2 protein-coding genes are annotated in these 24,491 nt (G+C 72.7%); both read right to left on the reverse strand.

The window, feature by feature from the left end:
- Nucleotides 1-40: 40 nt before the first annotated feature.
- Nucleotides 41-15,046, reverse strand: coding sequence for a non-ribosomal peptide synthetase (locus CGL27_RS02365; protein WP_162952848.1), 15,006 nt, complete (start codon nucleotides 15,044-15,046; stop codon nucleotides 41-43).
- Nucleotides 15,043-24,249, reverse strand: coding sequence for a non-ribosomal peptide synthetase (locus CGL27_RS02370; protein WP_119984114.1), 9,207 nt, complete (start codon nucleotides 24,247-24,249; stop codon nucleotides 15,043-15,045). Before CGL27_RS02370 ends, CGL27_RS02365 begins: the two co-directional genes overlap by 4 nt.
- Between the last annotated feature and the right edge of the window lie 242 nt (nucleotides 24,250-24,491).

Consider the following 24,491-nt stretch of genomic DNA (forward strand, 5'->3'; position numbering starts at 1 on the left):
GTCTCGTCTCTCTTCCGTGGTGAGGTCTGTGGAGGGGGTCTCAGGTGAAGTCGCGGAGCCGGGCGGCGAGGATCCGGCCGATCCCGGCGAGCGGTTCCGGCTGGGTCATGTCGTCGTGGGTGGACTCGACGGGGTGGCGTTCGATGGAGCCCTCCAGGAAGGGCGCCCACACCTCGGGCCCGGGGGCGTCCCCCGGCTTGCCGCGCGTCGCCTCGAAGAAAAGCAGGTCACCCACGTAGGTCCCGGGTACATGGCCCCGTGCGAGCCGTGAATTGTTCTCGAACACCTCGTACAGGGCCGCCACGTGCCGCTCCTCCAGGCTGCCGAGGATGCCGCCCTGGCCGCGGAGGATCTCCGCCACCCGGCCGTACTCCAGCGGCTCCCCGTCCCACTCGGCCCGCTCGTAGCCGGCCAGGTCGAGCATTCCGCCGAGGAACTCCCGCTGGGACAGGACGGCGTCCTCCTCCCCGGCCCGCACGGTGCCGCCGTGGCTCGCGGGGAGCCGGGGGAAGGAGTCGAGCATGGCCAGCAGGGCGACCCGCTCACCGGCGCGCTGGAGCTGTTCGGCCATGGCGTGCGCCACGAGTCCGCCGAAGGACCAGCCGAGCAGCAGGTACGGGCCGGTGGGCTGGACGGTGCGCACCTGTTTCAGGTAGTCGGCGGCGATCTCCTCGACGCCGGTGGGCAGTTCACCGGGTTCGGCGATGCCACGCGACTGCAGGCCGTAGATCGGGTGGTCGGGGCCGAGGTGGCGCATCAGCCCGGCGTAGGACCAGCTGAAACCACTGGCCGGGTGGACGCAGAACAGCGGCGGGCGGCCGCCCTTGCGGCGCAGCGGCAGCAGGACGTCAAAGGCTCCCCGGCCGTCGTCCTCCCCGGTGCCGAGCCGCTCGGTCAGCTCCGCCACCGTGGGTGCCTCGAAGAGGGTGCGGATGGCGATGTCCACCCCGAAGGTGGCGCGCACCCGGCCGATGAGCCGGGTGGCCAGCAGGGAGTGGCCGCCGAGGTCGAAGAAGCCGTCGTCGACCGAGACCCGGTCCGCCCCGAGGACCTCGGCGAACAGCTCGCACAGCAGCCGCTCCTGGCGGGTGCGGGGCGCCCGGCCGCCGGACACCGCGGAGGACTCGGGCGCGGGCAGGGCCCGGCGGTCCAGTTTGCGGTTGGGGGTCAGCGGCAGTACGTCCAGCGGGACGAAGGCGTTCGGGACCATGTACTCGGGGAGGTCCGCGGCGGCGTGGCGGCGCAGCTCGGCCGGGGCCGGGAGCCCGGCGCCGGGCTCGGGCACCACATAGGCGACCAGGCGCTGGTCGCCTGGGCGGTCCTCGCGCACGATCACCGCGGACCGGGCGACGGCGGGGTGACGGTCGACCACGGCCTCGACCTCGCCGAGCTCGATCCGGAAGCCGCGCAGCTTGACCTGGTCGTCCACCCGGCGCAGGAAGGACAGCGTGCCGTCCGGGTTCCAGCGCACCACATCTCCGGTGCGGTACATCCGGGAGCCGGGGGCGCCGAACGGATCGGGGACGAACCGGGCGGCCGTCATATCGGGGCGGCCCAGATAGCCGCGGGCCAGGCAGTCCCCCGCCACGTACAGCTCTCCGACCGCGCCCGGCGGCACCAGCTCGAGGCGGTCGTCGAGCACATGGAACCGGGTGTTGGGCATCGGGCCGCCGATGGGCAGCGGTCCCGGCGGGATCGGTGTGTCCGGGGCGATGCGGTACTGGCTGCAGTTGACCGTGGTCTCGGTGGGCCCGTACATGTTGAGGACGGTGGTGCCGGGGTGGTCCGCGCGCCAGGCGTCGACCCGCTCGCCCAGCAGCAGCTCGCCGCCGAGGAGCAGTTCGGCGGTGGGCGCGAACTCCTCGGGCAGCGTGGTGAGGACCGGCAGATGGCTGGGCGTGGCCTTGAGGAAGGTGCACGGGCGGGTGCGCAGCGCCTCGACGGTCCCCGGGTCCGGGTCCTGGAGGTCGCTGACGACCTGGACGGTGCCGCCCACGGTGAGCGGCACATGGGTGGCGGTCACCGACAGGTCGAAGGAGATCGAGGAGTGCAGCAGCGCGGTGCCGCGCACCCCGTCGTAGTCGCCCCCGGCGAAGACCAGGTAGTCGGTGAGCGAGGTGTGCTGGATGACGACACCCTTGGGCCGTCCGGTCGAGCCCGAGGTGTAGATGACATAGGCGGGGTTGGCCAGGCGCAGCGGCGCGAGCCGGTCGCCGTCGTCGGGGTCGGTGGTGTCGAAGCGGGCGAGATGTGCGTCGGTGGCGGGGTCGTCCAGGAGGAGGCGGGGGATGTCCTTGGTGTCCTGCGGCAGCGTGGCGGCGGTGTCGGCGTCGGTGAGCAGCAGCGCCGGGTCGGTGTCGGAGAGCATGAACCCGATCCGCTCGGCCGGGTATGCCGGGTCCACCGGCACATAGGCGCCGCCGGCCTTGAGCACCGCGAGCAGGGCCACCACCAGATGTGCCGACCGGGGCAGGGCGACGGCGACGAACCGCTCCGGGCCCACGCCGTGCTCGATGAGCAGGCGGGCCAGCCGGTTGGCGCGTTCATTGAGCCGCGCGTACGACAGCTCCTCGGCGCCGAAGATCAACGCGGGCGCGTCGGGGGTGCGGGCCACCTGGGCCTGGAACAGCTCGGGCTGGGTCACCTCGGGGACGTCGGTGGCGGTGTCGTTCCAAGTGACCACCATGCGGGTCCGCTCGGCGGGGTCGAGCAGCGCGATCCCGCCGATCGGCTGGTCCGGGTCGGCCACGGCCGCCTCCAGCAGCCGGATCAGCCGGGCGACGAGGGTGGTGACGGTGTCCGCGTCGAACAGGTCGGCGCTGTAGACGACATGGCCCTCGATGCCCTGGTGGCCACCGTCCTCGTCGCGCCGGTCGCCGAGGCTGATCGACAGGTCGAACTTGGCGCCGGCGTTGCCGAGCGGTTCCGCGGCCACGGTGAGGCCGGTGACCTCCTGGCCGACCACGGTGGGGTTCTGGAAGGCCAGGGCGATCTGGAAGAGCGGGTGGCGGGAGAGTGAGCGGGCCGGGTTGAGGACCTCCACCAGTCGTTCGAACGGCATGTCCTGGTGGGCGTAGGCGGCGAGGTCGGTGTCCCGGACGCGGGCCAGCAGCTCCCGGAAGGTGGGGTTGCCCGAGGTGTCCGTGCGCAGCACCAGGGTGTTGACGAAGAAGCCCACGAGTTCGTCCAGCGCCTCGTCGGTACGGCCCGCGATCGGGCTGCCCAACGGGATGTCGGTACCCGCCCCCAACCGGGTCAGCAGCGCCGCGAGCCCGGCCTGGACCACCATGAAGGCGCTGGCCCGGTTCTCGCGGGCGAGTCCGGCCAGCCGCTGGTGCAGCTCGGGGCCGATCCGTACGGGGACGGTGCCGCCCGCCCCGGTGGCGACCGCGGGGCGGGGGCGGTCGGTGGGCAGCTCCAGCTGGTCGGGGAGACCGGCCAGGGTGTCGGTCCAGAAGGCGAGCTGCCGGGAGATGGGGGTCTCGGGGTCCCTCTCGTCGCCGAGCACCTCGCGCTGCCAGACGCTGTAGTCGGCATAGCCCACCCGCAGCGGTGTCCACCGGGGCGCCTCACCGGCCAGCCGGGCCTCGTAGGCGGAGGCCAGGTCGCGGGCGAGCGGTGCCGCGGAGGCCCCGTCGCTGGCGATGTGGTGCATCACCAGCAGCAGCACATGGCTGTCCGGGGTGAGCGCGAACAGCCTTGTGCGCAGGGGGAGTTCGCGGGTGAGGTCGAATCCGGTGGCGGCCTCGGCGGCCAGCCGACCGGGCAGGGACGCCTCGTCGGTGTCGGTGACCGGGAGCGCGGGCCGGGCCGTCTCGGCGTCCACGATCTTCTGGTGGGCGCCGCCGTCCGCGTCCGGCCCGGTGGTCTCGGGGAAGACGGTGCGCAGGCTCTCGTGCCGGGCCACCACATCGCCGAGGGCCGCGCGCAGCGCCTCGCGGTCCAGATCACCGGTCAGGCGCAGCGCCAGCGGCACGTTGTAGGCGCCGCTGTCGCCGTCGAACCGGTTGAGGAACCACAGTCGGCGCTGGGCGTACGACAGCGGGATGCGCCCGGTCCGCTCGGCCGGGACCAGCGGTGCCCTGCCTCCCGTGCCGGGAGCGAGGGAAGTGGCGAGCCGGGCCACGGTGGGCGTTTCGAACAGCGTCCTGACCTGAAGCTCGACCCCGAAGGCGGACCGGATCCGGTTCACCAGGCGGGTGGCGAGCAGCGAGTGGCCGCCCAGGTCGAAGAAGTCGTCGTCGGGGCCGACCCGGGGCAGGCCGAGCACCTCGGCGAACACCTCGCACAGCAGCTCTTCCTGCGGGGTGCGCGGGGCCCGTCCGGAGCCGGTGGCCGACGCCCCGAAGTCGGGGGCGGGCAGCGCCTTGCGGTCCACCTTGCCATTGGGGGTGAGCGGCAGTGCGTCCATGGCCATCAGCACCGCGGGCACCATCGCCTCCGGCAGCGCCGCGGCGAGTTCGGAGCGCACCTGCCGGGGGTCGACCGCGCCGACGATATGGCCGACGAGGCGGCTCTGCCCCGCGGGGTCGGTGCCGACCGTGACCACCGCGTCGGTCACCGCGGGGATCGCGCGCAGCGCGGCCTCCACCTCGCCCAGTTCGATGCGCTGCCCGCGGATCTTGACCTGGTGGTCGAGCCGGCCGAGGAACTCAAGCTGTCCGTCGGGCAGCCGCCGCACCCGGTCGCCGGTGCGGTACAGCCGGCTGCCGGGCTCGTCCGCGAACGGGTCGGCCACGAAGGTGACCGCGGTGCGCCGGGGTTCGCCGACGTAGCCGTATCCGACTCCGGTGCCGCCCACGTACAGCTCGCCGGGGACGCCGACCGGGACCGGCTGGAGCCGGGTGTCCAGGACGTAGAGCCGGGTGTTGCGGATGGTGGCGCCGATCGGTACCCGGACGCCGCCGAGCGGGCTGGCGGCGTCGATGACGGCGTGGGTGACATCGTCCGAGCACTCGGTCGGGCCGTACGCGTTGACCAGCGGAATGTGCGGATAGCGGGCGAACCAGCGGTCGCAGAGGTCCGGCGGGAGGGCCTCGCCGGTCACCATCAGCCAGCGCAGCCGGGGCAGTTCGACGGGTTCGGCGCCGGACTCCCAGGCGTCCAGGGCGGTACGCAGCAAGGAGGGGACGACCTCGAGGACGGTGATCCGCTCCTCGGCGACCCGGGTGAACAGCGCCTGCGGGTCCAGTGCGGTGTCCTCGCCGACCAGCCGCACCCGGCCGCCGCTGACGAGGCCGGACAGCATCTGCCACACCGAGATGTCGAAGGTCAGCGGGGCGTTGGCCACCACGCTGTCGGTGTCCGTCATCCCCAGGTCCTCGATCTTGGCGAGGAGGTGGTTGACCATGCCGCGCCGGTGCACCATCGCGCCCTTGGGGCGGCCGGTGGAACCGGAGGTGAAGATCACGTAGGCGAGGTGGCCGGGTCCACCGGCGACGGGCAGCAGTTCGTCGGCGCCGTCGGCCGCGTCGTCCAGCACCAGCACCTCGACGGGGATCTCGGCCGCCTCGGCCAACTCCCGCGCGCGCTCGAGGTGTTCGGGCGCAGCCAGCACGCGGCGTGCGCCGCTGTCGGCGAGCATTCCGGCGCTGCGCTGCCGCGGGGCGCGCGGGTCGAGCGGCACGTAGGCGGCGCCGATGCCGAGGACGGCGAGGACGGCCGTGGGCACCTGGACGGTGCGGTCGGAGAGGATCGCGACGACCGAACCCGCCTGCGCACCGCTCGCCAGCAGCCTGCGGGAGAGGGCGCTCGCGCGGGCCACCAGGGATGCGTAGTCGACGCTTCGGTGGTCGTCGGTGAGGGCGGTGGCCTCCGGGTGGCGGGCGGCGATCTCCCGGACCCGCTCCACGACCCCGGTGATGCCGGTGTCGCGCTCGGTGCGGTTCCAGTCGAGCAGCAGTTGCCGCCGCTCCCCCGGTTCGATGATGTCCAGGTCGCCCACCGGGCGGTCGGGCTCGGCGACGGCGGCCTGGAGGAACCGTACGAAGCAGCCGAGCAGCCGCCGCGCGGTGGGGTGGTCGAACAGGTCGGTGCTGTAGTCGAACCGGCCGTCCAGACCCTGCGGCGCGCCGTCCTCGGCGTAGCGCTCGGTGAGGTCGAAGGACAGGTCGAACTGGGCGGCGTGGGCGCCCGCGGTCTCCACGGTGACGTCCAGTCCGGGCAGCCGCAGATCGGCCTGGACGTTGTTCTGGAGCACCAGCATGACCTGGAACAGCGGGTTGCGCGCCATCGAGCGGGCCGGGTTGAGCACCTCGACCAGCCGTTCGAAGGGGGTGTCCTGGTGGGCGTAGGCGGCGAGGTCGGTGTCCCGGACGCGGGCCAGCAGCTCCCGGAAGGTGGGGTTGCCCGAGGTGTCCGTGCGCAGCACCAGGGTGTTGACGAAGAAGCCCACGAGTTCGTCCAGCGCCTCGTCGGTACGGCCCGCGATCGGGCTGCCCAACGGGATGTCGGTACCCGCCCCCAACCGGGTCAGCAGCGCCGCGAGCCCGGCCTGGACCACCATGAACAGGCTCGCCTCGTTGTCGCGTACGAGGCCGAGCAGCCCGTGGTGGAGCTCCGGTTCGAGCCGGAACATCTGGGTTCCGCCCTGGTAGGTGGCGACGGCGGGCCGGGAGCGGTCGGCCGGCAGCTCCAGTTCGTCGGGGAGCCCGGCGAGGGCGTCGGTCCAGAAGGCGAGCTGCCGGGAGATCGGGCTGTCCGGGTCGTCCTCGCCGCCCATGACCTGCCGCTGCCAGATGCTGTAGTCGGCGTAACTCACCGGCAGCGGGTCCTGCTCGGGTGCCTCGCCGCCCAGTCGGGCGGTGTAGGCCAGGGAGAAGTCGCGGGCGAGCGGGCCCATCGACCAGCCGTCACCGGCGATGTGGTGCAGGACCAGCAGCAGGACGTGGCTGTCGGGGCCGAGTGCGTACAGGGTGGCCCGCAGGGGCGGGTCGACGGCGAGGTCGAAGCCGGGTGCGACCGCCCGGAGCAGCGCCTCGGGCAGCTCGTCCTCGGTGACGGTTTCCGTGGTGAGGCCGGGGGTGGCGGCGTCGGTGCCGAGCACCACCTGGTGCGGGGTGCCGCCGGTCTCGCGGAAGACGGTGCGCAGCGCCGCGTGCCGGTCCACCACATCGCCCAGCGCCGCCTGCAGGGCCTCGCGGTCGAGGTGTCCGCTCAGCCGCAGCGCGATCGGGATCTTGTACGGGGACGCGGCGCCTTCCAGCCGGTTGAGGAACCACAGCCGGTGCTGGCCGTACGACATGGGGATGAGCTCGGGCCGCTCGGCTGGGCGCAGCGGGGTGCGGGCGCGGGCGGCTCCGGCGATGGCCGCCATGAGCCGGGCCGGGGTGGGGGCCTCGAACAGGCTGCGCACCGCCAGCTCCACGCCGAATCCGGAGCGCACCCGGCTGACCAGGCGGGTGGCCAGCAGGGAGTGGCCACCCAGATCGAAGAAGCTGTCGTCGATGCCGACTTCGGCCAGCCCCAGCACCTCGGCGAAGATCTCGCAGAGGGTGCGCTCCTCGGGGGTGCGCGGGGCCCGGCGGGTGGCGGCGGCGCCGTAGTCGGGTGCGGGCAGGGCCCGGCGATCGACCTTGCCGTTGGTGGTGACGGGCAGGGTCTCCAGGGCGACGAAGGCGGCGGGGACCATGTAGGCGGGTAGGGCGGCCGCGGTGTGGTCGCGCAGCGCGGCCAGGTCCGGGGCGGGCTGTCCACCGGTCGGAACGGCGTAGGCCACCAGGCGCTTGTCGCCGGGCTGGTCCTCACGGACGATCACCGCGACCTGGGCGAGGCCGGGGAAGCGGGCCACAACGGCCTCGATCTCGCCGAGTTCGATGCGGAAGCCGCGCACCTTGACCTGTTCGTCGGCGCGGCCCACGAATTCCAGCAGGCCGCCGTCGGTCCAGCGGACCAGGTCGCCGCTGCGGTACATCCGCGCCCCGGCGGGGCCGAAGGGGTCGGCCACGAAACGCTCGGCGGTGAGGCCGGGGCGGTCCAGATAGCCGCGGGCGAGTCCGGCGCCGGCGATGTACAGCTCACCGGCGACTCCGTGCGGGGTGAGGGCCAGGTTGTCGTCGAGGACGTAGAGCCGCATCCGGTCCAGCGGCCCGCCGATGGGCACGGTGTCGGGGACGGTGTCCTGCGCCCGCATCCGGTGGTACGCGGCGAACGTGGTGGTCTCGGTCGGGCCGTAGCCGTCGCCGACGACCAGCTCGGGGCAGGTGGCCAGCACTCTGCGCACCATGGGCGCGGGGACGACGTCGCCACCGGACCACACCTCGCGCACGTCCGCGAAGCATGCGGGCCGCTCCTCGGCGAGGATCCGGAAGAGACCTGCGGTCAGCCACAGTCCGGTGACCTTCCGCTCCGCGATGACCCGGGCCAGGTCCTGGACGTCGAGCTCCCCGGGGGGCGCCACGACGATGTGGCCGCCGCGCAGCAGCGGCACCCACAGTTCGTAGGTGGAGGCGTCGAACGCCTGGGGCGAGTGCAGCAGCACCCGGGTGTGGTGGCCGCTGTCCCAGGCGCCGTCGAAGGCGAGGGCGAGCACATCGTGGTGGGTGACGGCGACGCCCTTGGGGGTGCCGGTCGAGCCCGAGGTGTACATCACGTAGGCGAGCTGCTCATGGTGTCCGTCGATACCGGGGTCGGTGTCCGGCTCGCCGTCGAGCGGCGCTGCACCGTCGAGGGCGGGGTCGTCGACGACCAGCAGCCGGGCCCGGTGCGGGAAGGCGCGGGCGGCCTCGCTCAGGTCGCGGTCGGTGAGCAGCACACCGGCGGCGGTCTGTTCGACGATCAGGCTCAGCCGGGCCTGCGGATAGCGGGAGTCCAGGGGCACATACGCGCCACCCGCCTTCAGCACCGCGAGGATCGAGACCACAAGACCGACGGAACGATTCTGCATCACGGCGACCGGGCTCTCCGGGCGCACGCTCATGGCGATCAGCCGGTGCGCCAACCGGTTGGCGCGGGTATCGAGCTCCCGGTAGGTGACCTCCTGTCCGTCGGCGTCGCTCAGCGCGACCGCGTCCGGGGTACGGGCAAGCTGGTCGGCGAAGCGCCGCTGGATGGACCCGTACGCGGCGGGCCGGGAGCCGGTCTCCCCGGTCCCGAGCGCCAGCAGCCGGGCGCGCTCGTCGGGGCCGAGCACATCGATCCGCCCGACCGGGCGCTCCGGGTCCGCGGCGATGAGGTCCAGCAGCCGCGGCAGCCGGTCGGCCAACTCCGCCACGGCTGCCGGGTCCAGCACGTCCGGCCGGTGGTTGAGCCGCAGCTGGAGCCCCTGGCCGGGCAGTCCGGGGATGGCGACGAGGGTCAGCGGATAGTGGGTGGCGTCCCGGCCGTCGATGCCCAGGACGCCGAGTCCGGTGCCGGGCAGCTCCAGCGCCGCCGGGTCGAGCGGGTAGTTCTCGAACACGGTGAGAGTGTCGAAGAGTTCACCGGTACCGGCGATGTTCTGGATGTCGGTGAGGCCGAGGTATTGGTGGTCGGTCAGCAGCGACTGCTGCTCCTGCACTCGGGCCAGCAGCCCGGACAGCGGCTCCTCGGGCCGCAGGACCACCCGCACCGGAAGGGTGTTGATGAACAGGCCCACCATCGTCTCGATACCGGCGATCTCCGGCGGGCGGCCGGAGACCGTGGCGCCGAAGACCACGTCCTGACGCCCGGTGAGCCGGCCGAGCAGCACCGCCCAGGCGCCCTGCACCAGCGTGTTCATCGTGAGCCCGAGACCCCGCGCCCGCTCGGTGAGGGCGGCGGTCAGCTCGGCGGACAGCTCGACGGTGACCGTCCGCGGCATCGCCGCCTCGCGGCCGGGGTCCACGGGGGCGATCAGGGTCGGCTCGGCGCCCTCCAGAGCCTGCTGCCACGCCTTCTCCGCGGCGCCGCCGTCCTGGTCGGCGAGCCAGGCCAGATAGTCGCGGTAGGGGGTGACCCGGGGCAGCGTGGTATCGCTTCCCCCGGAGGCGTAGAGCGTGAACAGCTCCTGGGCGAGCAGCGGGGTGGACCAGCCGTCCAGCAGGATGTGGTGGTTGGTCAGCACCAGCCGGTGGCGGTCGCCGTCGAGCCGGATCACGGTGATGCGCAGCAGCGGCGGCGCGGTCAGGTCGAAGCGGCGCGCCCGGTCCTCGGCGAGCAGGCGATCCAGTTCGCCGTCCCGCCGGCCGGCCGGGACACCGGACAGGTCGAACTCGTACCAGGGCAGCTCGGCCTCGTCCGCCCGGGGCACGAACTGCACCGGAGTGCGCAGCCCTTCGTGCCAGAAACCGGCGCGCAGATTGGCATGGCGCTCCAGCAGGGCGCGGGCGGCGCGGCGCAGCGCCTCGGCGTCCAGCGGCCCGGTCACATCCAGCAGCAGTTGCACGGTGTAGACGTCGCGCGCCTGCTCGTCGTAGACGGCGTGGAAGAGCAGCCCCTTCTGCAGGGACGACAGCGGCAGCAGATCGGCCACGCCGGGCCGGGCCCGCTCCACGGTGTCGATCTCGTCCTGGCTGAGGGAGACCAGGGGCAGATCGGATGGGGTGTGCCCGCCGGCTCCCGCCCGCTCGGTGTGGGCCGTGAGGACGTCCAGCGCGCGGAACCAGGTTTCGGCCAGATCGCGGGCGTCCTCCTCGGTCAGCAGATCGCCGGGCCAGGACAGGGTCGCGGTCAGCCGCGGCCCGTCGGCGTGGTCCTGGGTGAGGGCGCCCACCTCGAGCGTGTGCGGGACCGGCATGGCCGGGTCGACGCCGCCGCCGAGGCCGTCGGCCTCCGGGGCCGCGGACCAGTCGGCGCCCTCGTCCCCGGCGGAGGCGGCGGGGAAGCGGCCCAGGTAGTTGAAGCCGATCTGCGGGGTGCGCAGCCGGGCCAGGGCCGGGCTGGTCTGCGGGTTGAGGTGGCGCAGCAGACCGTAGCCCATGCCGTTGTCGGGCAGGGCGCGCAGTTGCTCCTTGACGCTCTTCAGTGCCCGTCCGGCCTGCGGGCCGCCGGCCCACAGCTCGGCCCAGTCCGCCACCGCCGGGTCCAGCCGCACCGGGTGCAGATCGGTGAACCAGCCGACGGTACGGGAGAGATCGGCACCCTCGACGACGCCCTCGCGGCCATGGCCCTCGAGGTCGACCAGGAGCGGGGCCGCCGCGTCGTCGTCCCGGCGCCGGCGCCAGTCCGCGACGGCCAGGGCGAGGCCCGTCAGCAGGACGTCGTTGACCCCGCCGTGGAAGGCGGCGGGCACCCGGGTGAGCAGGGGCTCGGTGCGCTCGGGCGGCAGGGTGAGGCTGATGTGCCGGACGGTGGCCACGGTGTCCCGCGCGGCGTCCAGGGCGCGGCTGCCCAGCAGCGGGTCCGGTGCCTCCAGCATGGCGGTCCACAGCGGCAGTTCGTCCAGCAGGGCCGGGTGCTGGGCGAGCGCGGTGAGCTGCTCGGCCCAGCGCCGCAGCGAGGTGCCCACCGGCTCCAGCCGCGGGGTGTCGCCCGCCATGGCGGCCTCGCCCGCGGCGGCCAGGTCGGGCAGCAGGATCCGCCACGAGACGCCGTCCACCACCAGGTGGTGCAGGACGAGCAGCAGTCTGCCGCTCTCGTGCGGTCCGCCGTCGAACCACACCGCCCGCACCATGGCCCCCTGCTCGGGCTCCAGCCGCGCCTGCGCGGTGCCCTGGTGGCCGGCCACCACACAGCGCAGCGCCTCGCCGCGCAGCCCGGCCGCGTCCACACGGGTCAGACAGCCGGTGGCGTCGACCGCCCCGCGCGGCGCCACCTCCAGGCTCCAGACGATGCCACCGGCCCGGGTCAGCCGCAGCCGCAGGGCGTCGTGGTGGTCGAGGACGGCCTGCAGCGCCGCGGTCAGCTTCGCCTGGTCCAGTCCGGCGGGGGTGCGGATCAGCATCGACTGGTGGAAGCCGTCGATGGGCCCGCCGCGCTCCCGCAGCCAGTGTGCGATCGGGGTGAGCGGCACCACCCCGATACCGGAGTCGTCCGGTTCGGCGCCGGCCGCCGTCTCCTCCCGCGGCGTGGCCATGGCGGCGAGCGCGGCCACGGTCCGCAGCCGGAACACATCACGCGGGGTGAACATCAGCCCCGTCTTGCGGGCCCGGCTGACCAACTGGATGGAGACGATGCTGTCGCCGCCCAGGTCGAAGAAGCTGTCGTCCACGCCGACCCGCTCCACCCCGAGCACGTCGGCGAACACCGCGCACAGCGCCGCTTCCTCCGGGGTGGCCGGGGCCCGCCCGGTGGTCACGGAGCCGAAGTCCGGGGCGGGCAGCGCCTTGCGGTCCAGTTTGCCGTGGGGCGTCAGCGGCAGCGCGTCCAGGCGCACGAACGCCGCCGGGACCATATGGGTGGGCAGCACCTCGGCCACGTGGTCGCGCAGTTCGGCCACCTCTGCCTCGCCGACCGCATAGGCCACCAGCTGCCGGACGCCGGGGCGCTCCTCGCGGGCGACCACGGCGACCTGGGCGACCTTCGGATGGCGGGCGATGACGGTCTCGATCTCGCCCAGCTCGACCCGGAAGCCCCGGATCTTCACCTGCTCGTCGGCGCGCCCGAGGTAGTCCAGGGTGCCGTCGGCCCGCCACCGCACCACATCGCCGGTGCGGTACATCCGGGAGCCCGGGGCGTCGAAGGGGTTGGCGACGAACCGCTCCGCCGTCAGCCCGGGACGGCGCAGATAGCCGCGGGCCAGCCCCTCGCCCGCGAGATAGAGCTCTCCCGGGGCGCCGACGGGCACCGGCCGCAGCCCCGCGTCCAGCACATACACCCGGGTGTTGACGACGGGGCCGCCGATCGCGGGCGTCCGCTCTCCGCTCAGCGGCCCGCTCATGGTGGCGGCCACGGTCGACTCGGTAGGACCGTAGGCATTGACCATCCGGCGGCCTGACGACCAGCGCGCCACCAGCTCGGCGGAGCACGCGTCACCGCCGACGACCAGGGAGCGGAAGCCGGGCAGCGGCGTGGTCGTCGGCACCGACGCCAGCGCGGCCGGCGGGATCAGGGCGTGGCTGACCCGCCGGCCGGCCAGCACCTCGGCGAGGGCCTCCCCCGCCAGCGGTCCGGGCGGCGGTACGACGAGCGCGGCGCCGGAGGTCAACGCCATGCACAGCTCCAGCACGGCGGCGTCGAAGCTGGGTGAGGCGAACTGCAGGACCCGTGCCCCGGCGTCGACGTCGAAGTTCTCGACGGCTGCCGTGGCGAAGGAGGCCAGACCGGTGTGGGAGACCACGACGCCCTTGGGAGTGCCCGTCGAACCGGAGGTGTAGATGACATAGGCCGGATGGGCCGTGCTCAGCGGGGCCGTACGGTCCGCGTCCACGATGCCGGTGGCCGGGAGCGCGGCGAGCCGGGCGGGCAGCGCGGGGTCGTCGAGGTCCAGCCGCTCCCCTTCGTGGGCGACGGCGGCGCCACCACCGGCGATGATGAGCTCGGGCCGGGCGTCCTCGAGCAGGAAACGGATGCGTTCGGCCGGGTAGTCGGGGTCGACGGGAAGGTAGGCGGCCCCCGCCTTCACCACGGCGAGCTGGGCCACCACCATGTCCACGGACCGGGGCAGGGCGAGGGCGACGATGCTCTCCGGGCCGATACCGCGCCCGATCAGCAGCCGGGCGAGCCGGTTGGCGCGGGCGTCCAGTTCGGCGTAGCTCAGCGCGCCCCGGTCGAAGACCACCGCGTCGTTCCCGGGCGTCGCCGCGGCCTGGGCCTCGAACAGCTCGCCGAGCCCGGCCAGCGGTAGGTCGCGGGTGGTGGCGTTCCACTCGACGAGCACCCGCTCGCGCTCGGCGGCGTCCAGGATGTCCACCGCCGCCACCGGCCGGTCGGGGTCGGCGATGACCGTCTCCAGCAGCCGCACCAGACGGGCGGCCAGCCGCTGGGCATCGTGGTCGAGCAGGTCCGGGCGGTGGTCCAGGCGCAGGGTGAGCCGGTCGTCCGGGATCACGGCGAGGGTGAGGGGGTAGTGCGTGGCGTCGTTGACGTCGACGCCCGCGATGCGCACCCCGGTGCCGGGCAACTCCAGGCCACCGGGGTCCAGGGGGTAGTTCTCGAAGACGGTCAGGGTGTCGAACAGCTCACCGGTCCCGGCCAGCCGCTGCACCTCGTGCAGCCCCAGATGCTGGTGCTCCATCAGCGCCGACTGCTGCTCCTGTACCCGGGCGAGCAGCCCGGACAGCGGCTCGTCGGGCCGCAGCACGACCCGCACCGGCAGGGTGTTGATGAACAGCCCCACCATGGATTCCACACCAGTGATCTCCGGCGGGCGGCCGGAGACCGTGGCGCCGAAGACCACGTCCCGGCGCCCGGTGAGCCGGCCGAGCAGTACCGCCCAGGCGCCCTGCACCAGCGTGTTCAGCGTCAGCTTGCGGGCGCGGACGAACTGCCCCAGGGAGGCGGTCAGCTCGGCGGACAGCTCCAGCATGACCCGCTCCGGCTGGGCCGCCTCGCGCCGTTCGCCCGCGGTCGGGGCGAGCAGTGTGGGCCCCTCGACCCCGTCCAGCGCCCGTCGCCACGCCTCCTCGGCGGCTTCCTGCTCCCGCCCGGCCAGCCAGGCCAGATAGTCGCGGTACGGGGTGACCCGGGGCAGCCCGGAGTCGTCACCGCCGCGTGCGTACAGCGTGAACAGCTCCCGGGCGAGCAGCGGCATCGACCAGCCGTCGAGCAGGAGGTGATGGTTGGTCAGGATGAGCCGGAACCGCTCGGCGCTCTGCCGTACGACGACGAAGCGCACCAGCGGCGGGCTCGCGAGGTCGAACCTGCGGTCCTTCTCCTCCGCCAGGATCCGGGCGATCTCGGCGGTCTGCGCCGCCTCGTCCAGACCGCTCACATCCCGCTCGTCCCAGGGCAGTTCCACCTCGCGGTGGATGATCTGGACGGCCTCACCCGTCTTGCGTCTGCGGAACCCGGCGCGCAGGTTGGCGTGGCGGCGCAGCAGGGCGCCCGCGGCGGCGCGCAGGGCGGCCACGTCCACTCGGCCGACCAGGTCGAACGCGAACTGCATGGTGTACACATCGGGACCCTCGGTGTCGTACACCGCGTGGAAGAGAAGCCCTTCCTGCAGGGGCGACAGAGGCAGGATGTCTTCGACCCTCGACTGGCTGCTCACTTCGGCATCTCCCACTCGGTTCCCGGTTCCAGTTCGTCTTCGAATGCGTCGATCTCGTCCTGAGTGAGGGAGACCAGCGTGAGATCGGAGGGGGTGTGTCCGCCGGCTCCCGGCCCTTCGGCGTGGGCGACGAGGGCATCCAGGGCGCGGAACCAGGTCTCGGCCAGGTCCCGTACGTCGTCCTCGGAGAGCAGCCCGTCCGGCCAGCTCCATACGACGCCGAGGCGGGCGCCTCCCGGACCGTCCTCGGTCAGTGCGTTGATCTCCAGTGCGTGCGGAAGCGGCATCGCGTCGTCCGCCCCGCCGCCGAGCCCGTCGGCCTCCGGCGCCGCCGCCCAGTCGGTGTCGGTGCCGGCGGTGAGGCGGCCGAGGTAGTTGAAGCCGATCTGCGGGGTCGGCAGGGCGGCCAGCTCGCTTGCGGTGTCGGGGTTGAGGTGGCGCAGCAGACCGTAGCCGATGCCGTTGTCCGGCAGCCCGCGAAGCTGCTCCTTGACCCGCTTCAGGGCTCGTCCGGCCTCGCGGCCACCGCCCCAGAGATCGGCCCAGTCCTCGATCCCGGGCTCCAGGCGCACCGGGTAGAGGCTGGTGAACCAGCCGACCGTACGGGACAGATCGGCGCCCTCGACGATGTCCTCCCGGCCGTGACCCTCCAGGTCCACCAGCACACCGGTGGCCTCCGCCTGACCCCTGCGGCGCCGCCAGTCGGCCACCGCCAGGCCCAGGGCCGTCAACAGGACGTCGTTCACACCACCGTGGAACGCGGCGGGCACCCGCGTCAGCAGAGGCTCCGTCCGCTCCGGCGGCAACGTCAGCCGGAGATGGCGGACGGTGGCGGCGGTGTCCCGCGCCGGATCCAGCGCCCGCCGGCCCAGCAACGGGTCCGGACCCTCGAACATGCCTGTCCACAGCGGCAGTTCGGCCAGTCGGGAGGGGTGCCCGGCGAGGGCGGTGAGGTGTTCGGCCCAGCCCCGCAGCGAAGTGCCGACCGGCTCCAACTCACGGCCCTCGACCGCCGCGGCCAAGTCTGGCAGCAGAATCCGCCAGGAGACCCCGTCGACCACCAGATGGTGCGCCACCAACAGCAACCGGCCGGGGGTGTCCGCGCCGTTGTCGAGCCATACGGCCCGGACCATCTCACCGGCCTCGGGCTTCAGCGGCCTGTCCTCCAGCGGATCCCGGCGCAGCTCCTCCGGGTCGGTCACCCGTGTGATCACATCGGCCGCGTCGACCGTGCCGCGCGGCCCGGTCTCCAGCCCCCAGGCACCATCACCCTCACGTCCAAGCCGCATCCGCAGCGCGTCATGGTGATCGAGCACCGCCTGCAACCCGGCCGCCAACCGCTCCAGGGTCAGCCCCGCGGGCGTACGCACCAACACCGACTGATGGAAACCGTCCACCGGCCCGCCACGCTCCCGCAACCAGTGCACGATCGGGGTCAGCGGCACCACACCGATGCCATGATCTGGTGGCTCCATCGCCATCGCCCGGACCTCCCCGGCCATCTCGGCGAGCGCGGCCACCGTGCGGTGCTGGAAGACATCGCGCGGGGTGAAGACCAGTCCGGCGGCGCGGGCACGGCTGACGAGCTGGATGGAGACGATGCTGTCCCCGCCCAGATCGAAGAAGTTGTCATCCGCCCCGACACCCGGCAGCCCCAGCACATCCGCGAACACCGCACACAGCGCCTCCTCGCGCGCGGTCGCGGGAGACCGCCCCTCCGCCACCGGCCCGAAGTCGGGCGCCGGGAGAGCCCGCCGGTCCAGCTTGCCGTTGGGCGTCAACGGCAGCCGCTCCAGCGTCACGAAGGCGGCCGGAACCATGTACTCGGGCAGTTCGGTACCCAGGTATTTCCGCAGCTCCCCGGCATCGGGGTCGCCCTCGGCCACCACATACGCCACGAGCTGCTTCACACCGGCGCGGTCCTCGCGAACGATCACAGCCGTCTGCCCGACCCGCGGATGCCGGACGAGAACCGCCTCGATCTCCCCCAGCTCGATCCGGAAACCACGCACCTTCACCTGCTCATCGGCGCGCCCGACATACTCCACATTCCCATCCGCCCGCCACCGCACCACATCACCCGTGCGATACATCCGCGCACCCGCCCCACCGAACGGATCCGCCACAAACCGCTCCGCCGTCAACCCCGGACGCCGCACATACCCCCGGGCAAGCTGCACACCGGCGAGATACAGCTCACCGGCGACTCCGGCGGGCACCGGCCGCAGCCGTGAATCCAGCACATACAGCCGGGTGTTCCACACCGGTGCGCCGATCGGCACCGGCCCGGCGGGATCCTGGGCGGAGCACTCCCACGAGGTGACATCCACGGATGCCTCGGTGGGCCCGTACAGGTTGTGCAGCGGCACGTCCAGCGTCTCGTAGAAGCGGGCGCGCAGCTCACCGGGGAGTGCCTCCCCGCTGCACAGGACGCGGCGCAGACCGGTGCAGTGGGCGACGGTGGGCTCGGTGAGGAAGACCTGGAGCATGGACGGGACGAAGTGCACCGTGGTGACGCTCTCGTCGCGGATCAGCCGGGCGAGATACGCCGGGTCCTTGTGGCCCTCCGGCCGGGCGACCACGAGCCGGGCGCCGGTGATGAGCGGCCAGAAGAACTCCCACACCGAGACGTCGAAACCGGAGGGTGTCTTCTGCAGCACCCGGTCGGAGGCGTCGAGCCCGTACCGCGCCTGGGTCCACAGCAGCCGGTTGACGATTCCCTCGTGCGGGACGAGTACGCCCTTGGGCTTGCCCGTGGAACCCGAGGTGTAGATGACATAGGCGGTGTTGCGGCCGGTCAGCGGGGCTAGCCGCTCGGCGTCGGTGAGATCGCGGTCGGCGTGGCCCGCCAGCGCCGCCCGGGTGTCCGCGGTGTCCAGCAGCAGCCGGGGGGTGTCGTCGTCGGGCGGCAGCGCCTCGGTGATGGCCGCGGTGGTGAGCAGCATCGCGGGGTGGGCGTTCCCCAGGATGTAACGGATGCGCTCGGCCGGGTAGTCGGGGTCGACCGGCACATAGGCGGCCCCCGACTTCAGCACGGCCACCAGAGCGACGATGAGATCCAGGGAGCGCGGGAGGGCGAGGGCCACGAACCTCTCCGGGCCCGCTCCCCGCTCGACCAGCAGCCGCGCCAGCCGGTTGGCGCGGGCGCTCAGCTCCGCGTACGTCAGCGTCCGGCCCTCGAAGACCACGGCGGTGGTGTGCGGGGTACGGGCCGCCTGGGCCTCGATCAGCTCGGTGAGCGTGGCGGAGGGGATGTGGTGCTCGGTGGCGTTCCAGGTGACCAGCGTCCGCTCGCGCTCCGCGGCGTCCAGGATGTCGGCGTCGGCGACGGGCCGATCGGGGCCGGTGGCGATGGCTTCCAGCAGCCGGTTGAGGCGGGTGCCGATGGCCCGCACGCCGTCGGCGGCGAACAGCTCCGGCCGGTATCCGAGGCGCAGGGAGAGCCGCGGGCCCGGAACCGCCACGAGGGTGAGCGGATAGTGCGTGGCGTCTTCCGCCCCGGCTTCGGTGACCCGTAGCCCACTGCCGGCGCTGTCCAGCATGTCCGGGTCCAGGGGGTAGTTCTCGAAGACGGTGAGGGTGTCGAACAGCTCCCCCACCCCGGCCAGTCGCTGGGTGTCGTGCAACCCGATGTACTGGTGCTCCATCAGCGCCGCCTGCTGCTCCTGGAGGCGGGTCAGCAGCTGGGCCCAGCTCTCCTCCGGGAGCGGCGCCACGCGCACGGGCAGCGTGTTGATGAACAGGCCGACCATCGACTCGACACCGCCGATCTCGCCCGGCCGTCCGGAGACGGTGGCGCCGAAGACCACGTCCTCGGCCCCGGTGAGCCGGCTGAGCAGCACCGCCCAGGCGCCCTGGACCAGGGTGTTCATGGTCAGCCCGAGCTTGCGGGCCCGGTCGGTCAGCGCGGTGGTGAGCTCCGGGGACAGGTCGAGGGTGACCCGCTGCGGGGGCAGGGCGGGGGTGTCGGTGCCCGTCGGGGCGAGCAGCGTGGGCTCCTCGATGCCCGCGAGCGCCTGTCGCCACGCTTCCTCGGCCGCCTCCCGGTCCTGGTCCGCGAGCCACGCCAGATAGTCGCGGTAGGGGGCGGTGGGGGGCAGTCCCGTGTCGTCACCGCCGCGCGCGTACAGCGCGAACAGCTCCTGGGCCAGCAGCGCCATCGACCAGCCATCGAGCAGGAGGTGGTGGTACGTGAGGAGCAGACGGCAGCGGTCGTCGGCGAGCCGTAGCAGGACGAAGCGCAGCAGCGGTGGCGCCGCCGGATCGAAGCCGCGGACCAGCTGCTCCTCCGCTATCCGCGTGAGTTCGGCCGCCTGCTCGTCCGGGGCGAGACCGCGCAAGTCCCTGGTCTCCCAGGGCAGCTCCACCTCGTGGTGGACGACCATGACGGGGGTGCCGAGCTGCTCGTGGCGGAAGCCCGAGCGGAGGTTGGGATGCCGGTTCAGCAGGGTCCGTGCGGCGGCGCGCAGGGCCCGTTCGTCCAGTGTTCCCGCCATGGCGAGGAAGAGCTGCACGGTGTAGACGTCGGCGGCGCCGTCGTCGAACAGGGCGTGGAACAGCAGCCCTTCCTGCATGGGCGAGGGCGGCAGCACGTCCTGCAGATCGGGGCAGGTGCGCTCCAGGGTGTCGATCTCGTCCTGGGTGAGGGCGACGAGCGGAAGGTCGGAGGGGGTGCGACCGCCTGCTCCCGGTGCCTCGGCGTGGGCGGCGAGAGTGTCCAGGGCGCGGAACCAGGTCTCGGCCAGGTCGCGTATGTCGTCCTCGGAGAGCAGGCCGTCCGGCCAGCTCCAGGTGGCGTGCAGCTGTGCGCCGTCGTGGGTGTCCAGGGTGAGCGCGTCGAGGTCGACGGTGTGGACGAGCGGCATGTCCTCGTCGCCGCCGCCGGACGCGCTCTCCACCGCCCAGTCGGTGTCGGTGCCGGTCGCGAGGCGGCCGAGGTAGTTGAAGCCGATCTGCGGGGTCGGCAGGGCGGCCAGCTCGCTTGCGGTGTCGGGGTTGAGGTGGCGCAGCAGACCGTAGCCGATGCCGTTGTCCGGCAGCCCGCGAAGCTGCTCCTTGACCCGCTTCAGGGCTCGTCCGGCCTGCGGCCCGCCCTCCCAGACCTCGTCCCAGTCCGCCACTCCGGGCTCCAGGCGCACCGGGTGAAGGCTGGTGAACCAGCCGACCGTACGGGACAGATCGGCGCCCTCCACGATGTCCTCCCGGCCGTGACCCTCCAGGTCCACCAGCACACCGGTGGCCTCCGCCTGGCCCCTGCGGCGCCGCCAGTCGGCCACCGCCAGGCCCAGGGCCGTCAACAGGACGTCGTTCACACCACCGTGGAACGCGGCGGGCACCCGCGTCAGCAGAGGCTCCGTCCGCTCCGGCGGCAACGTCAGCCGAAGGTGGCGGACGGTGGCGGCGGTGTCCCGCGCCGGATCCAGCGCCCGCCGGCCCAGCAACGGGTCCGGACCCTCGAACATGCCTGTCCACAGCGGCAGTTCGGCCAGTCGGGAGGGGTGCCCGGCGAGGGCGGTGAGGTGTTCGGCCCAGCCCCGCAGCGAAGTGCCGACCGGCTCCAACTCACGGCCCTCGACCGCCGCGGCCAGATCCGGCAGCAGAATCCGCCAGGAAACCCCGTCGACCACCAGATGGTGCGCCACCAACAGCAACCGGCCGGGGGCGTGCACGCCGTTGTCGAGCCATACGGCCCGGACCATCTCACCGGCCTCGGGCTTCAGCGGCCTGTCCTCCAGCGGATCCCGGCGCAGCTCCTCCGGGTCGGTCACCCGTGTGATCACATCGGCCGCGTCGACCATGCCCCGCGGCCCGGTCTCCAGCCCCCAGGCACCATCACCCTCACGTCCAAGCCGCATCCGCAGCGCGTCATGGTGATCGAGCACCGCCTGCAACCCGGCCGCCAACCGCTCCAGGGTCAGCCCCGCGGGCGTACGCACCAACACCGACTGATGGAAACCGTCCACCGGCCCGCCACGCTCCCGCAACCAGTGCACGATCGGAGTCGGCGGCACCACACCGATGCCCTGGTCGGGGGTCGCCGTCGAGGTGGCGTCCGCGTCCGTGGCTGCAGCGGCGAGCGCGGCCACGGTGGGGCGCTGGAAGACATCGCGCGGAGTGAAGACCAGTCCGGCGGCCCGGGCACGGCTGACGAGCTGGATGGAGACGATGCTGTCCCCGCCCAGATCGAAGAAGTTGTCATCCGCCCCGACACCCGGCAGCCCCAGCACATCCGCGAACACCACACACAGCGCCTCTTCACGCGCGGTCGCGGGAGGCCGTCCGGCGGCGGTCGGCCCGAAGTCGGGCGCCGGGAGAGCCCGCCGGTCCAGCTTGCCGTTGGGCGTCAGCGGCAGCCGCTCCAGCGTCACGAAGGCGGCCGGAACCATGTACTCGGGCAGTTCCGCGGCCACATGCTCGCGCCACCCCCCCACATCGGGGTCGCCCTCGGCCACCACATACGCCACGAGCTGCTTCACACCGGCGCGGTCCTCGCGAACGATCACAGCCGTCTGCCCGACCCGCGGATGCCGGACGAGAACCGCCTCGATCTCCCCCAGCTCGATCCGGAAACCACGCACCTTCACCTGCTCATCGGCGCGCCCGACATACTCCACATTCCCATCCGCCCGCCACCGCACCACATCACCCGTGCGATACATCCGCGCACCCGCCCCACCGAACGGATCCGCCACAAACCGCTCCGCCGTCAACCCCGCACGCCGCACATACCCCCGGGCAAGGCCCTCGCCCGCGATGTAGAGCTCTCCGGTGACGCCGACGGGCACCGGCTGGAGCGCCGAATCCAGCACATACGCCCGGGTGTTGGAGATCGGGCGGCCGATGGGCGGGGCCTGGTCGCCGGGGTCCGCCTCACGATCGCTGTACCAGGCGGTCGCATAGACGGTGGCCTCGGTCGGGCCGTAGATGTTGGCGATGCGACAGCCCGGGATGGCGTGCCGGATGGCGGCGACGGCGTGTGCCGAGAGGGCCTCCCCCGCCAGGACGACGGTCTCCGCGGAGGTGTTCACCTCGCCGTGTGCCAGCACCTGGGCGAACGCCGAGGGGACGGCGCTGATCAGGCTGCCCGACCAGCCGTCCGCCGTGCGTTCGGTGAGTGCCAGCAGGTCGCGCACCACTTCGATGCTCCCGCCCCGGCACAGCGGCCCGAACATCTCGAAGACGGAGACGTCGAAGTTGAGCGAGGTCGACGCGAGGACCTGTCTCAGCCGGCGGGGTCCGATGTCGGTGGCCGCCCAGGTGGCCAGGTCGACGGCGGCGGCTTGGGACACCATGACGCCCTTGGGGCGGCCGGTGGAGCCCGAGGTGTAGATCACATAGGCGGGGTGCTGTGGCCGGAGCGGGGTGGTGCGGTCGGCGTCGACGGGGTTGCGGTCCGGGCGCTTGGCGAGCAGTTCGGCCGTCTCGGGGGTGTCCAGGCGCAGTGCGACGCGGCCGTCGCCGCCCTCGGTGTCCCCGTTGGCCGTGAGCACGATCGCCGGTTCGGCGTCGTCGAGCATGTAGGCGATCCGCTCGGCCGGGTAGCCGGGGTCCACCGGAAGGTAGGCGGCGCCGGCCTTGAGGATGGCGAGCAGCGCCACCATCATCTCGTCGGAGCGGGGCACGGAGAGCGCCACGAGGCTCTCCGGACCGGCGCCGTGCCCGATCAGCAGATGGGCGAGCCGGTTGGCGCGCCAGTTGAGCTCGGCGTATGTCAGCGTACGGCCCTCGAAGACCACCGCGGGGGCCTGTGGGGTGCGGGCCGCCTGGGCCTCGAACAGCTCGGGGAGTGAGGAGTCCGGCGCCTTCCGCGCGGTGGCGTTCCACTCGCCCAGGACGCGCTCGCGCTCCTGAGGGGCCAGCAGATCGATCCGGCCGATGGGGGTGTCGGGTGCGGCGTGGGCGAAGTGGCCGAGGAGGTCGAGGAAGCGCCGCTGGTGGTCGGTGAGTCGCTCGGGGCCGTACAGCTCCGGATTGCCGTCCAGGTCGATGCGCAGCCCGCCGGCCGTGCTCTCGCCGCATCCGGACCGGCCCGGCTCCGTAGCGACCCGTCCGTCCACCACGAGCGACAGATCGTCGACGGGGCCGCCGCCGAGGTTGTGCACGCTGCCGCGGTGGCCGGCGAAGCTCAGGTCGTAGTCGACCATGACGATGTTGATGTGCGGGCCGATGAGACGGTGCTCGTCACCGGAGAGTTCGAGGTCCCGTCGCAGGTCCTCGGCGCGGTACCGCTGGTGCTTCAGCGCACCGTGCAGTTCCTTGGAGGCCAGGCGGGCGGCTTCCGCCACGGTGGTACCGGGGTGCAGGTCCAGCCGGAACGGCAGGACGTTGGACATCATCCCGGGGATGGTGCGGGCGCGTCCTGCGGACCGGGCCATCACGGGCAGGCCGAGGACGACCTGACGGTTGCCGGTCATCCGGTGCAGATAGACGCCGAACGCGGCGACGAGGACGGCGGGCCAGCTCACCTCCGCCTCGCGTGCGGTGGCACGCAATCCGGCCAGCGTTGGCTCGTCGAGGAAGGCGGTCCGGCGCGTCAACCGTTCGGGGAGCGCCGGGGTGTGGTCGGCCAGGCTGGTGGCGGCGGGCTGATCGGCGAAGCGTGCCGTCCAGTAGGCGCGGTCGCGGGTGAACCGGTCGGAGTCCCGGTACGCGGCCTCGTCGCCGAGGAGTTCGGCCAGTGGTCCGAACGGCGTCTCGGGGCAGGGCAGTTGGGCCGCAAGGGCCGTGTAGAGCTCGGCGACGCGGCGGCCGACCAGGGAGAGGCCGAGGCCGTCCATGACGATGTGGTGGTAGCGCTGGTACCAGAAGTACCGGTCGTCCGCCGCCTTGAACAGCGCGAAGGCGAACAGCGGACCGGTCGTGGGGTCCACCGGCCGGCGCATCTCGGCGCGCATATGGCTCTCGGCGCTCGCGCGGGGATCGTCCTCGTGGCTGATGTCGATGAAGGGCAGGGTCCAGTCGACGCGCTCCTCGACCACCTGCGCCGCCCTGCCGTCCTCCTCCAGGAGCCGGATCCGCAGTGTCTCGGCCTCGGCCACGGTGCGGCGCAGCGCGCTTTCGAAGAGCGCGGGATCGATCTCGCCGTGAATATCGATGTATTCGGCGATGTTGAAGAGGGGATTCGCCGGCTGAAGCCGCTGGGCAAGCCAGATACCGGACTGCGCGGCCGTGAGCGGCAGGCTGGCAATCTGATAACCGGTCATGGTTCATCCGTCCTGATCGGGCGATGGCGCATCGATGATGAATCGAGTGGGGCGCACGATTCATCCGACGCGACAAATTCGGAAGTCAACTACATCTCGGCAAGCTCATGGAAGTGAAATGACTTCCGCTGTGAGATGTCGATCCGCAAGCGAAATACCATGCGGGGAACGCCTGAATTCTCAGTGCCGGCACGGGGAATGGCGGTGGGGACGGAGAACCCGGCGCGAGGGCTCCACGCGCA

The organism is Streptomyces sp. 11-1-2 (assembly GCF_003595545.1).
GTDB lineage: Bacteria > Actinomycetota > Actinomycetes > Streptomycetales > Streptomycetaceae > Streptomyces > Streptomyces hygroscopicus_B.

Bases quoted from the DNA above. Each gene is read 5' to 3' on its own strand.
- CGL27_RS02370 (WP_119984114.1), bottom strand. From the start codon at position 24,249: ATGACCGGTTATCAGATTGCCAGCCTGCCGCTCACGGCCGCGCAGTCC.